Raw genomic sequence first — 12071 nt, 5'->3', positions numbered from 1 at the left:
GAGGTACTGGCCTGCGCCCTGCCCACGGCGCAAGTCTGCGTCAGCGCGCAGGTTGCAGCATGATGATCGCCATGCCCGCCAGCGCCACCAGCACGCCCCCCACATCCCATGGTGTGGGGCGGATGCCATCCACCGCCCACAGCCAGGCCAAGGCCACCCCGATGTAGACCCCGCCGTAGGCCGCATACACGCGGCCTGCGCCAGTGGCGTCGTGCAGCGTGAGCAGCCATGCGAACAGCGCCAGGCTCGCGGCCGCAGGCAACAGGAGCCACAGGGGCTTGCCATGCTTGAGCCACAGCCAGGGCAGGTAGCAGCCCACGATTTCGGCGAGGGCCGTGGCGATGAAAAGCAGCAGGGTATTCAGCATGGTGCGGGGCCTTGTGCGGCACGGGAGTTCGGGGCATCCGGGTGGGTGGCTAGCCACTGGCGCAGCGCCAGCTCGCCCTGGGGGGTGAAGTGCACCACGCGCGAGTCCTGGGCGCGTTGGGCCCATCCCCCGTCGAAGAGGCGCTGCAGCAGCGCCGCGCCCAGGGCGCCGCCCAGGTGGTGGCGACGCTCGCTCCAGTCCAGGCAGGGGCGGCACACCATGCGCCGCTGCTGTGCCAGCGTGGATGTGTCGATACCCACGTGCGCAAACCACTGCGCGCCAGCGGGTGTGATGGCCGCCCCTTGGGGCGTGGCCTGCAGCATGCCCTGGCGTACCAGTGCTTCGTAAAACTGCACGCCCACCTCGCCCGCCAGGTGGTCGTAGCACATGCGCGCGCGGCGCAGCGCAGGCTCCCGGGGGCTGGCGCGCAGCCGCACGGCACCGGCGCGAAACGCCACGTTCATCAGCGACTCCAGCAAGTGCGCCACATCCCGGTCTGCCAGCCGGAAGTAGCGGTGCCGGCCCTGGCTCTCCACGGCGATCAGGCCCGCATCCAGCAGCTTGGCGAGGTGGGCGCTGATGGTCTGCTTGGTCACGCCCGCAATGTCGGCCAGCTCGGTGGCCGTGAGCGCGCGGTCTGCCATCAGGGCGGTGAGTACTTCGGCGCGTGCGCTGTCGCCGATGAGCGCGGCAATGCGCGCAATGTGGGGGCCGTCTTTCATGGTTCGATCTTGGGCGAACCATTGAGCGCCGTCAACCGCCTATCGTGAAGCCCTTGTCCACCAACCACTCCAGAGCTTCATGATCACCTGCTTCATCCGCTACGACATCGACCCCTTCCAGCGCGAGGCGTTTGCCGAATACGCGCGCCGCTGGGGCCAGATCATTCCCCGCTGCGGCGGCCACCTGCTGGGCTACTTCCTGCCACACGAAGGCAACAACTACGAGGCCTGGGGCCTGATCGGCTTTGACTCGCTGGCCGCCTACGAGGCCTACCGCGCCCGCCTGCGCGCCGACCCCGAAGGTCGCGCCAACTTTGCGCTGGCGCAGGAGAAACGCTTCATCCTGCGCGAGGAGCGCACGTTCACGCAGGGGGTGGAAGGCACATTGGGCTTGCCTGCCCACCGCCAGGAGCCTGCTGCATGATGGCCGTGATCTTTGAAGTTCAACCAGCGCCCGGCCAGCAGGACGCCTACCTTCAAGCGGCTGCAGCGCTGCGTCCGCTGCTGGAGCAAGTGGATGGCTTCATTTCCATTGAGCGCTTTCAGAGTCTGACCGAGCCAGGCCGTTTGCTGTCGCTGTCCTTTTGGCGCGACGAGGAAGCCGTGGCCCGTTGGCGGCAGACTGAAGCCCACCGCCACACCCAGCGGCTGGGCCGCGCCAGCATTTTCCGTGACTACCGTTTGCGCGTGGCCGCTGTGGTACGGGACTACGGCATGCACGACCGGGAAGAAGCGCCGCTGGATTCGCGCGCCACGCTGGAAACTGGCATGCCGTAAGCCTTTGCATTCAGCCGAAAGTACATGAATCGCTTGGTGATCTTCACGTTAGCGCGCCGCACTCATCCAGCAGCGGCAGGCCGGGTGACCGGCGCAACTCCATGCCCGCTTCTGCGCTTTCTAGATGCGCGGGCACATTTTCTCAGTCACTCTGCGTTCTGATCTCATGACCGCCTTGGCTCGCCATGCTGAAAAAGGGCAACAAACGAACGACGGTGTTCACCAGGGACTTGTTGGCGCTACCGCCGTTGATAGCCAGCAGCGCGATCAGTTCATGCAACAGTGCGCTGGCTTGTGCGGATGAGATACGGGGATCGTCGTAGTACGCCTCCCATAGCGCTGAAAGTGCCGGGAACTGAGGAGCGTTGGCCTGGGCCAGCGCAAAGATGAACTCTTCCTGGTGCTGGATGGCTTCGTGCTGGCCGTTGGCGTACATGTCAAATGGCATAGGTTTTTTGTGCACTGTGAGAACGCTCTCGGAGGGGCGCAAAAACCGTCAGGGGATGGTTTTGGTGCTATGCACGCGCAGGCTCGGCAGACATGTGCGCGTCGATTTCTTTGGCAATGCGCCCCAGGGCCAACCACACCGTACGGTCGCGTTGGTAGGGCATGGCGCCAGCCACCGGGATACTGGTTTGCACCAGCCCTGAAAGTATGTTCTTTCTTTCGTCCTTGGGAAGAATGGCGACGTGTTGATAGGGCTGATAAGAGGTCTTTGAAAGCACCAGCGTCGCATCGCTCTCGGTAACCTGTGCGGGCATCTCTGATGGCGAGGCAAAGCGCTGGCCGAGGACCGAAAAGACGGGATCCACGCTGTTCTCCAGCTCCGCAAACCCCACCAGCACCAGCAGGGCCGAGCCTCCCAGGGGCAGGTCCAAAGAGAAAACCGTTCCCACAGGGGCTGTGGTCCTGGTCTTCTTTGGCTGCGGTGGTGAAACCCGAATCGGCTTTTCAGGCGGTTGGGGCGTGTGGAGGCGGGCCTCCAGTGCCTGAAGGGTTTTGCGGCGCAATGCGACATCGTCAGGTGCATCCCGCTCCCACACATCAATATCGCCACCCGCCTGCAGCAGCGAAAGGGCTATGTCTTTCAGTGCCTGATCCAGTCGCCCATAGCGCCATGCGGTGTCGGCCAGGGAGAGGTACACAAGGCAGGCGATTTCCGTGTTGGCGAGCAGATCGCCGTACCGGACCAGGATCTTCTGGCACGCCTCCTCAGCAGAGAGTCCGTGCTTCAGATGCCGGACATAGTCGTCGCGAACATCACAGCTTGTGTCGTTGGCAAAGAGACCCGCTCCCCAAGCACCCACGTTGACCTCTCTTGTTGTTCATTGATGGTACGGAGATGCACCCGGTGGCAACCCCGCCATCTTTTTGCGGCTCGATCGGCCATGGGTCTCTGCCGTCCCGGGGGACGGCCCCATGCCCTCACATCGCAAAAATCTTGCCGGGGTTCAGGATGTTCTTCGGGTCCAGCGCGCGCTTGATGGCGCGCATCATGTCTACCGCGCCGGTGCCGGTTTCGTCCAGTAAAAAGCCCATCTTGTGGATGCCCACGCCGTGTTCACCCGTGCAGGTGCCCCCCATGCTCAGGGCGCGGGCCACCAGGGTGTGGTTCATGGCTTCGGCCTTGGTGCGTTCTTCGGCGCTGTTCGGGTCGATGAGGTAGCCGAAGTGGAAGTTGCCGTCGCCCACGTGGCCGACGAGGAAGTAGGGGATGCCGCTGGCTTCGACCTCGTCCACCGATTCGAGTAGGCAATCGGCCAGGCGGCTGATGGGCACACAGGTGTCGGTGCTGATGGCGCGGCAGCCGGGGCGGCTTTGCACGGCGGCGAAGTAGGCGTTGTGCCGGGCCGTCCACAGGCGGGTGCGTTCCTCAGGCGTGCTGGCCCATTCAAAGGCCTGGCCACCAAACTCGCTGGCGATGTCTTGCACCATCTCGGCCTGTTCTTTCACACTGGCAGGTGAGCCGTGGAACTCCATCAGCAGCATGGGTTCCTCGCGCAGGGTCAGCTTGCTGTGCGCGTTCACCATGCGCACGGTGTGGTGGTCGATGAGTTCCACGCGCGCAATCGGCACGCCGATCTGGATGATCTGGATGGTGGTGCGCACGGCCGCTTCGATGCTGGGGAAGGAGCAGATGGCGGCGCTCACCGCTTCGGGCAGCGGGTACAGGCGCACGGTGATCTCGGTCATGATGCCCAGCGTGCCTTCGCTGCCCACCATCAGGCGCGTGAGGTCGTAGCCCGCGCTGCTTTTCTTGGCGCGGGTGCCGGTGTGGATGACTTCGCCGCTGGCGGTCACCACCTCCAGCGCCAGCACGTTCTCGCGCATGGTGCCGTAGCGCACGGCGTTGGTGCCGCTGGCGCGCGTGGCGCTCATGCCGCCAATGCTGGCATCAGCGCCAGGGTCGATGGGGAAGAACAGGCCCGTGTCCTTAATGGCTTCGTTGAGCTGCTTGCGCGTGATGCCGGGCTGCACCGTCACGGTGAGGTCTTCGGCGTTGATGCTGAGCACCTGGTTCATGCGGCTCACATCGATGCTGATGCCGCCCTGCACGGCCAGCAGGTGGCCTTCGAGCGACGAGCCCGCGCCGTAGGGGATCACGGGCACGTCGTACTGGCTGGCCAGCTTGACCGCGTCGGCCACATCTTGCGTGCTTTCGGCAAACACCACGGCGCTGGGCGGCGGGGCCTGCAGCGAGCCCTCGTCGCGCCCGTGCTGCTCGCGCACGGCCTGGGCCAGCGAGCACTGCGCGCCGAAGCGGGCCTGCAGTGCATCGATGAGGGCCTGGGGCACGTCGCGCAGTTGGATTTCGGGCAGCAGGTGGGCGGCAGCGGTGGGGGCGTTCATGGTGTGTGTCTCCGGTGGGTGCGGTCAGTGAGAAGCATTCTAGGTTCGGCCCCGTGGACAGGTCCTGGCTCGCCCAGCTTGAGCCCGGGTGGGGATGCGGGTATTCACGGACTTGTGGGTCTGCGTCTGCATAAATACATTACGTTTGAAATGTATATTGTGAAAACGCCATGAACCACCGTGTTTCCCCCAAGGCCGGGGCGCGACGCACCCATGCCGAGCGCAGCGCCGCCACCCGGCAGCACCTGATTGCCACGGCCATCGACGTGATCCAGCACCGCAGCCTGGAGGAGATGTCCATCCACGAGCTGGCCAAGTCGGCGGGCATGACCTCGGGCGCGGTGCAGCACCACTTCGAATCGAAAGCGGTGCTGATGATGAATGTGCTCAGTGAGCTGATCGAGTCCACCGTGCGTTCGGGCGAGCTTTGGCCCAGCCCGGCGCTACCAGCGCGCGAGCGGGCGGCGAAGTTTGTGCAGGCGGTGTGGATCCTGGTCTATGCGCAGCCGCGCTTTATCGTGGCCTGGAACATCTACCTGGGCTGCCGCAACCAGCCCGAAGTGTTGGGCCACATTGCCGAGCTGCGCCAGAGCGTGCAGGCGCGCATGCACGAAGGCTTCTTCGGCGCCTTCCCCGAACTGGCGACAGAGCCCGACCGCGATGGCCTGCTGGGCCTGGTGCTGTCGTCGCTGCGCGGGCTCGGGCTGTTGCAGCTGTTTGCTCCCGCATCGCCCTCCGTGCCCGATGCCGCCCAGCAGGCGCAACTGGACTGCCTGGCCGAATGGATCGCCACCCGGTGCGAAGCCGCTGCTGCGCCTCCAAAGGCGCGCACACGCCGCCGCTGATCCCCCATTTGTCTATTTGTCTGCTTGTTGTGGTGTGCGGCATCTCCCGCCTGCACGCCACGCAACGCGTACATCTATCGAAAAAAATCACCAGGAGACACACCATGACCTCAGCATTCACGCGCGTTCCACGCACGGTCGCGCTGGCCGCACTCGCCTGCCTGGCCGGTGGGGCCCTGGCGCAGCAGCCCGCAGCCTACCCGGCCAAGCCCATCCAGCTCATCGCCCAGCAGCCGCCGGGCAGCGGTTCGGACGCGATGACGCGCGTGTGGGCTGATTGCGCCGCGCGCGAGCTGGGCCAGCCCGTGGTGGTGCAGAACAAGCCCGGGGCCAACGGCATCCTGGCCGTCAACTACCTGAAGGCCCAGCCTGCAGATGGCTACAACCTGCTGAGCATCGGCATGTCGCAGATGACCATCACGCCCTACGTCTACAAGCAGCAGCCCTACGACCCGCTGCGCGACTTTGACGGCGTGGCCGTGCTGGGCACGTCACCGCTGGTGCTGGCCGTGCCAGCGGGGCAGGGCATTGCCAGCTTGGCGGATCTGCAGAAGCTGGCGCGCTCCACGCCGGGCGGTATCAACTTCGGTTCGCCGGGCAAGGGCAGCCCAGCGCACCTGCTGACCTCCGCACTCGTCGAGAAGCTGGGCGTGCCTGGCACCCATGTGCCCTTTGTGGGCGAGGGCGCGGGCCTGACCGCACTCATGGGCCAGCAGATCCACGCGATGACGCTGGTGATTGGCACGGCGGCTGCGCAGGTCAAGGCGGGCAAGCTGGTGCCGCTGGCACTGTTTGGTGCGCAGCGCTCCCCGTTGCTGCCCGATGTGCCCACCATCGCCGAAGCCCTGCCCGCCGCCAGCGACCTGGCGCGGCCCGCGTGGATTGCCGTGGTGGCCAAGGCAGGTACGCCGCCCGAGCTGCTGAACCGGCTCAATGCCGTCACAGAGAAATGCCGGGGCGGCGATGCGCAGTACAAGTCCCGCCTCGAAGCCATGAACGTCACGCTCACTGCCACCGCGCCGGCCGATGCGCGCACCTGGGCGGCACGCGATGCCGCCGTGTGGCGCCCACTGATCGACAAGCTGGGACTGGCCACCGAATGACGGTGGGCACTGCGGAGCCCCGGGTCACGCTGGCCCACGGCGGGCAGCTGCGCGGCCTGTGGGAGGAGGGCGTACGTGTCTTCCGTGGCATGCCCTGCGCGCAGGCGCCACGCGGCGCGCTGCGGTTTGCGGCGCCGGTGCCTGCCTCGCCATGGTCCGGTGTGCGCGATGCCACGGCGTTCGCGCCCATGGCGCCGCAGCTGCCCCGCGCCGCGCGTGCCGATGCGCCCATGCTGGGGGGCGACGACTGCCTGGCCGTCAACGTGTGGGCGCCGCCCGCTGAACCTGGCGCGCATCTGCCCGTGATGGTGTGGGTGCATGGCGGCGGCTTCTTTCGCGGTGCGGCCAGCGAGCCCCTGTACGACGGCGCGGCGCTGGCGCGGCGGGGCGTGGTGTTGGTGTCGGTGCAGTACCGGCTGGGCATAGACGGTTTTTTGCACTTCGACGGCGAGGAGCAGGCTGCGCCTGCCAATCGCGGCCTGCTGGACTTGATGTTGGCACTGCAGTGGGTGCGGGACCATATCCACGCCTGGGGCGGCGATGCAGCGCGCACCACCGTGTTCGGCCAGTCGGCCGGCGCCGGGGCCGTGGCCTGCCTGATGGGAATGCCCGTGTCGCGCGGGCTGTTCCAGCGCGTCATTCTGCAAAGCCCCAGCGTGGCCTGCCAGACCTTGGAGGAAGCCGCCGCCGCGCGCCGCGCCGTAGCCACGCTGGCCGGGGTGGAGCCCACCCTGGCTGCATTGGGAGGAGCGCCGCAGACCGCCGTGCTGCACGCTGTGCACCGGCTGGCGTCCGAGCCTGCGCTGCGGCAGCAGCACGGGCTGGGCGGGCGCAACTTTTTTCCCCTGCGGCCCGTGGTCGATGGCCAGGTGCTCACCGCGCCGCCGCTGGAGGCGCTGGCGCAGCAGTGGGCGGCCCAGTCGCCCGACCTGCAGGTGCTGGTGGGCAGCAACGCGCAGGAGATGCGCCTTTACCACGTGCCCGGCGGCGCCATCGACCGGGTGACGGAGGCGCAGGTCCATGCCTTTGCGCAGGACGTGGACTTGACCACCGATGCCGCAGAAGCTCTGCGCCACATGCTGCCGCCCGCGCAGCAGACGCACGGGGAGTGGCTGTGCGCGCTGCAGTCCGACTACTACTACCGCGTGCCCGCTCAGCGCATTGCCGCGCTGGCCAGCCGCTGGGCCCGCAGCGCCTATGGCTATGAGTTCACCTGGCCCTCGCCGCAGTGGCGCGGGCGCTTGGGCGCAGCGCACGGTGTGGAGCTGCCATTTGTGTTCGGCAATCTGCACACGCCCACGGGGCAGGAGCTGGCAGGGCCCGCGCCGCCCGCTGCGTTGTCCGAGGCGCTTCAGCAGCGCTGGGTGGCGTTTGCGCGGGATGGCCACCCTGGATGGGCGCCGTATGCCGGCGCACAGCCGCCGGTCGAGCATGTGGGCGAGACACTGTTCTGTGCGCCCCACACGCAGCCTGAGCGGTTCGCGCTGTGGGAGGGCGTGCTGTAGCGATCCGCTCACTGGGATCCCTCGCCAGGGGGTACCACAGCAGCAGCTGGCTCGCTACACTGGGCCGGCGCTTGTGCGCGACCAACCAACTACAGAGAGAGGGATTGCCATGGCTTCAGCCAGTGTGGGAGATTGCCTGTCGGGTGCCTGGGGCACCTTCAAGAAAAACGTGCTCACCCATGTGGTGTGCACCTTGCTGGTGATGGTGGTCGCCGGCATCAGCGCGGGCCTGTTGGCCGGGCCCATGATGGTGGGCTACATGCGCATGATCGAGCGCGAGACGCGCGGCGAAGCGGTGCAGATCGGCGATGTCTTTCGGGGCTTTGATGACTTTGTGCCCGCGTTTGTGGCGGGGCTCATCAGCTCGCTGGTCGTGTCGCTGGGCTTCATGCTGTGTTTCATTCCCGGCCTGCTGATCATGGCGCTGCCCCCGGTGGCGTTGTTTCTGGTGGCGCGCGGTGAGCGCGACGGTGTGGCCGCTTTCAGCCAGGCCTGGAGCATCGTGACCAAGAACTTGGGCTCGGCCTTCTTCTGCTCGCTGGTGCTGGGCATTGTGGGCTCGCTGGGTTTCCTGCTGTGCTGGGTGGGTGCGCTGTTGACGTTGCCGTTGTCCACCATCGGCTCCTACTACATGGCACGCCAGCTGGTGGGCGATGAACCGGTGGCACTGCCTCCCCTCTGACCCCGGCGCTGCAATGGTGCCGGTGAGTGGATCGCCCGCCTGGCAGCCGCTGGATGGGAGCGCGCGGCGGTTGCGGCTGGCGTTGGGCCTGGGCTGGCCGCTGGCCATGGCCGCCACGCCCTGGTGGCTGGGACAGGACGGGCTGGGCGTGGGCTGCGGGTTTCGCGCGCTGACGGGCATGCCTTGCCCGCTGTGCGGCGGCACGCATGCGTGTGCAGCCCTGGTGCAAGGCGATTGGACGGCCGCCTGGGCCGCCAGCCCGGGTGCGCTGGTGTTGCTGCTGTGGCTGGTGCTGCTGGCGGGCCAGGCGGTGGTCGAAGGCGCCCAGGGCCGCCGCCGCGTGGCGCGCTGGCCGTGGTGGCACCCGGCGGTGCTGGCAGCGGTGGGCGGCGGGCTGGTGCTGTCCTGGGTCTTGCGCCTGGCGGGGCTCGTATAGCGGCTTGCTGGGCCCGAAAGGGCTTTGTTGCTTCCCTACAGGCAAAAGCGATAGCTTTCTGCGGCCGTTAGGGTGCCCTGCGTAGTTAGTGGCCCGCCAGCGCGGGAGCTGCACCACATCCATGCACCAGCATCCCCTTGGGTCGGCTTGGCGCAGCCCTGCGCCTCTTTGCGGGGCAGGCCGCCCCATGGTGCACAGCCTCCGTGCGCCAGGCTGGTGCATTGAGCTTGTATACCAGTTGGCACGGAACCTGCGATACCGCAGGCAATGACCACCGCCACCGAGATCAGCAACCGCATCATCGAAGCCGTGATGGCGCAAAAGCTCGCGCCCGGCTCGCGCCTGGGCGAGCAGCAACTGGCCATGCTGTTCGACTGCAGCCGCACCATCGTGCGCGAGGCGCTCACGCGGCTGGCCACACGCGGCATCGTCACCGTGAGTGCCCGGCGCGGCTGGTATGTGATTGAGCCCTCGCAGGACGAAGCGCGCGAGGCCTTCGAGGCGCGCCGCGTGATCGAACTGGGTTTGCTGCACCAGCTCAAGGTGGTGGACAAGGCGGCGCTGCGCCAGCTCAAAAGCCACCTGCAGCGCGAAAAAGCTGCGCTGGCGGGCACCGATGTGGGCATGCGCAGCTTTCTGCTGGGCGACTTCCATGTGTGCCTGGCCGAATGCCTGGGGAACAGCTTGCTGGCCGACACGCTGCGTGACTTCACGGCGCGCACCACGCTCATCGCCATGCTCTACCAGTCGTCGCACGATGCGGCGCAGAGCTGTGCCGACCATGTGCGCATCGTCGAGGCGCTGGAGGCGGGCGACATTGCCGGCGCCGAGGCACTCATGTCCGAGCACATCGGCACCGTGCAGTCGGCCCTGCGTCTGCAGGTCAGCAGCGACCCGCTGGCCGGGCTGCGCGACGCACTGGCGCCGGTGAGCAAGAGCCCGGCACCAGCCACCCCACCAGCCCGCGCGCGCAAGCCCCGCGCGGCCAAGAGTTCCCCCTCCCCTGCGTCTGACCCAGACGCACCTGCCGACGCATCCACCTACCTAGGAGCCCTGCTATGACCACCGTCCGCACCGTCACCTCGTCCACCCGCCGCCTGACCCTGGGCGTGCTTGCCGCCACCGGCCTTGCAGCCGCATTGATGGCGCCCGCCGCCCACGCGCAGAACGCGCTGGACAACATCCTCAAGGCCAAGGAAATCAAGATCGCCATCCCCACCGACTACCCGCCTTACGGCTTTGTCGGCACCGACCTCAAGCCCCAGGGCCTGGACGTGGAGATGGCCAACTACATCGGCGCCAAGCTGGGCGTGAAGGTCGAGCTGATCCCCGTGACCAGCGCCAACCGCATCCCCTACCTGCAGACGCAGAAGGCCGACCTCGTGATCTCCACGCTGGGCAAGAACCCCGAGCGCGAGAAGGTGATCGACTTCACCGCCGCCTACGCGCCGTTCTTCCAGGCCGTGTTTGCGAGCAAGACCTTGAACATCAAGAGCTTTGCCGACTTGGCAGGCAAGACCGTGGCCGTGACGCGCGGCGCGATGGAAGACCAGGAGCTGGCCAAGGTCGCGCCCCCCGGCGTGGACGTGAAGCGCTTTGAAGACCACGCCGCCAGCATTGCGGCCTTTGTGTCGGGCCAGACGCAGGCCATTGCCACCAGCGCATCGACGGCGGGCACCATCATGGTCAAGAACCCCAACCTGCAGACCGAATACAAGCTGCTGCTCAAGGACAGCCCCAACTTCATCGGCGTGGCCAAGGGCGAAGACAAGCTGCGCCTGCGCGTGAACGAAATCATTGCCGAGGCGCGCAAGTCCGGTGACATCGACAAGCTGTCGAACAAGTGGCTGGGCCGCCCTGCTGGCGACCTGCCTCTGTGATGCTGCGCACCGGATGAACTGCTGAAACCCAAGGGCCTGGGGCGCGACAAGCGCCGCAGGGCACAAGCATGCTGATTGCGCTCGATTTTTCTGCTGTCCTCGTGTCGTGGCCTTTGTTGGTGCGCGGCGTGGTCTGGACCATTGGCCTCACCATCGTGGGCACCGTGCTGGGCCTGCTGCTGGGCACAGCCTGCGCCTGGGCGCGTGCGCGCAACCTGGGCCACCGGCCCACTGCGCTGCGCTGGGCCGTGGCCAGCTATGTGGAGCTGGTGCGCAACACGCCCTTCATCGTGCAGCTGTTCTTCCTGTTCTTTGGCCTGCCCGCGCTGGGGCTCAAGCTCTCGCCCGAGTTCGCGTCGGTGCTGGCCATGGTGATCAACCTGGGCGCGTATTCGGCCGAGATCATCCGCGCGGGCATCGAGGCCACGCCCCGTGGCCAGATCGAGGCCGCGCACAGCCTGGCGCTCACACCGGGCCAGACCTTCCGGCGTGTGGTGCTGCCGCCCGCGCTGCAGAAGGTGTGGCCTGCCATGGTCAGCCAGATCATCATCGTGATGCTGGGCTCGGCCGTGTGCGGACAGATCTCCACACCCGAGCTGAGCTACGCCGCCAACCTCATCTCCAGCAACACCTTCCGCGCGTTCGAGGCCTTCATCCTGGCCACGGCCGTGTACCTGGTGCTGTCCATGTTGACCCGCCGCCTGCTGATGTGGGTGGGGGCGCGTTTCTTGGTGGGGAGGTAAAGAACGTGTTTACCGCTTATTCGAAGCCGCGCAAGTGCCTTGCCGGGATGGGGTGCAAGGCGCGGTGCGCTGTTGAGAGCTCGGCTATCAACAAGCGCCGCAACGCCGCAGACCGCCCGGCAAGGCACTTGCCCGAAGGGTTGGAGCGAAATCGGGCGATT

Annotated in this window: 15 protein-coding genes; 10 read left to right on the top strand and 5 right to left on the bottom strand. The window is 66.8% G+C overall.

Annotation, left to right across the window (positions count from 1 at the left end; all coding sequences use genetic code 11):
- Positions 1 to 40: 40 nt before the first annotated feature.
- Both DNK89_RS13890 and DNK89_RS13885 read right to left on the bottom strand, forming a co-directional pair.
- Positions 41 to 367, bottom strand: coding sequence for a YnfA family protein (locus DNK89_RS13890; protein WP_203422272.1), 327 nt, complete (start codon positions 365 to 367; stop codon positions 41 to 43).
- Complete coding sequence (locus DNK89_RS13885) at positions 361 to 1089, bottom strand: helix-turn-helix transcriptional regulator (RefSeq protein ID WP_110960579.1); 729 nt, start codon at positions 1087 to 1089, stop codon at positions 361 to 363. The genes DNK89_RS13890 and DNK89_RS13885 overlap by 7 nt, the downstream gene beginning before the upstream one ends.
- Positions 1090 to 1168: 79 nt before the next feature.
- Here DNK89_RS13885 and DNK89_RS13880 point away from each other — a divergent pair, with 79 nt between their 5' ends.
- Positions 1169 to 1513 (top strand): NIPSNAP family protein, encoded by a 345-nt coding sequence (locus tag DNK89_RS13880; RefSeq protein ID WP_110960578.1) that lies wholly within the window; start codon positions 1169 to 1171, stop codon positions 1511 to 1513.
- The gene (locus tag DNK89_RS13875; RefSeq protein WP_110960577.1) at positions 1510 to 1866 is read left to right on the top strand and encodes an antibiotic biosynthesis monooxygenase; all 357 of its coding nucleotides are present in this window, start codon (positions 1510 to 1512) and stop codon (positions 1864 to 1866) included. Before DNK89_RS13880 ends, DNK89_RS13875 begins: the two co-directional genes overlap by 4 nt.
- 142 nt (positions 1867 to 2008) lie before the next feature.
- Here the strand turns inward: DNK89_RS13875 and DNK89_RS13870 are convergent, their stop codons facing one another.
- The 3 genes from DNK89_RS13870 to DNK89_RS13860 form a co-directional block, all read right to left on the bottom strand.
- On the bottom strand, positions 2009 to 2302 hold the full coding sequence (locus DNK89_RS13870; RefSeq protein ID WP_110960576.1) for a hypothetical protein: 294 nt from the start codon (positions 2300 to 2302) through the stop codon (positions 2009 to 2011).
- A gap of 79 nt (positions 2303 to 2381) precedes the next feature.
- Positions 2382 to 3173 (bottom strand): hypothetical protein, encoded by a 792-nt coding sequence (locus DNK89_RS13865; protein ID WP_110960575.1) that lies wholly within the window; start codon positions 3171 to 3173, stop codon positions 2382 to 2384.
- A gap of 118 nt (positions 3174 to 3291) precedes the next feature.
- Positions 3292 to 4716 carry an FAD-binding oxidoreductase gene (locus DNK89_RS13860; protein ID WP_060987008.1) on the bottom strand — a complete coding sequence of 475 codons (1425 nt, stop codon included), beginning with the start codon at positions 4714 to 4716 and terminating at the stop codon, positions 3292 to 3294.
- A 170-nt stretch (positions 4717 to 4886) separates the two neighbouring features.
- Here DNK89_RS13860 and DNK89_RS13855 point away from each other — a divergent pair, with 170 nt between their 5' ends.
- The 8 genes from DNK89_RS13855 to DNK89_RS13820 all read left to right on the top strand — a co-directional run bounded on the left by DNK89_RS13855 (position 4887) and on the right by DNK89_RS13820 (position 11910).
- Positions 4887 to 5561, top strand: a complete 675-nt coding sequence (locus DNK89_RS13855; RefSeq protein ID WP_110960574.1) for a TetR family transcriptional regulator — start codon at positions 4887 to 4889, stop codon at positions 5559 to 5561.
- Between the two features lie 104 nt (positions 5562 to 5665).
- Positions 5666 to 6664, top strand: coding sequence for a tripartite tricarboxylate transporter substrate binding protein (locus tag DNK89_RS13850; RefSeq protein ID WP_110960573.1), 999 nt, complete (start codon positions 5666 to 5668; stop codon positions 6662 to 6664).
- Positions 6661 to 8169: a carboxylesterase/lipase family protein gene (locus tag DNK89_RS13845; RefSeq protein ID WP_110960572.1), complete on the top strand. Its 1509-nt coding sequence runs from the start codon at positions 6661 to 6663 to the stop codon at positions 8167 to 8169. The genes DNK89_RS13850 and DNK89_RS13845 overlap by 4 nt, the downstream gene beginning before the upstream one ends.
- A gap of 109 nt (positions 8170 to 8278) precedes the next feature.
- Positions 8279 to 8851, top strand: coding sequence for a hypothetical protein (locus DNK89_RS13840; protein ID WP_015011955.1), 573 nt, complete (start codon positions 8279 to 8281; stop codon positions 8849 to 8851).
- A gap of 13 nt (positions 8852 to 8864) precedes the next feature.
- Entirely contained in the window at positions 8865 to 9287 is a 423-nt protein-coding gene (locus tag DNK89_RS13835) for a DUF2752 domain-containing protein (RefSeq protein WP_238990814.1), read from the top strand.
- Positions 9288 to 9554: 267 nt separating this feature from the next.
- Complete coding sequence (locus tag DNK89_RS13830) at positions 9555 to 10349, top strand: GntR family transcriptional regulator (protein WP_110960570.1); 795 nt, start codon at positions 9555 to 9557, stop codon at positions 10347 to 10349.
- Positions 10346 to 11167 carry a transporter substrate-binding domain-containing protein gene (locus DNK89_RS13825; RefSeq protein WP_110960569.1) on the top strand — a complete coding sequence of 274 codons (822 nt, stop codon included), beginning with the start codon at positions 10346 to 10348 and terminating at the stop codon, positions 11165 to 11167. The genes DNK89_RS13830 and DNK89_RS13825 overlap by 4 nt, the downstream gene beginning before the upstream one ends.
- A gap of 68 nt (positions 11168 to 11235) precedes the next feature.
- Positions 11236 to 11910: an amino acid ABC transporter permease gene (locus tag DNK89_RS13820; protein WP_110960568.1), complete on the top strand. Its 675-nt coding sequence runs from the start codon at positions 11236 to 11238 to the stop codon at positions 11908 to 11910.
- Positions 11911 to 12071 lie beyond the last annotated feature (161 nt).

Source organism: Acidovorax sp. ST3, from assembly GCF_003231145.1.
Taxonomy (GTDB): domain Bacteria; phylum Pseudomonadota; class Gammaproteobacteria; order Burkholderiales; family Burkholderiaceae_C; genus Acidovorax.
Note: the sequence above shows the minus strand (reverse complement) of the source record. Positions and strands in the feature narration are given on the sequence as shown.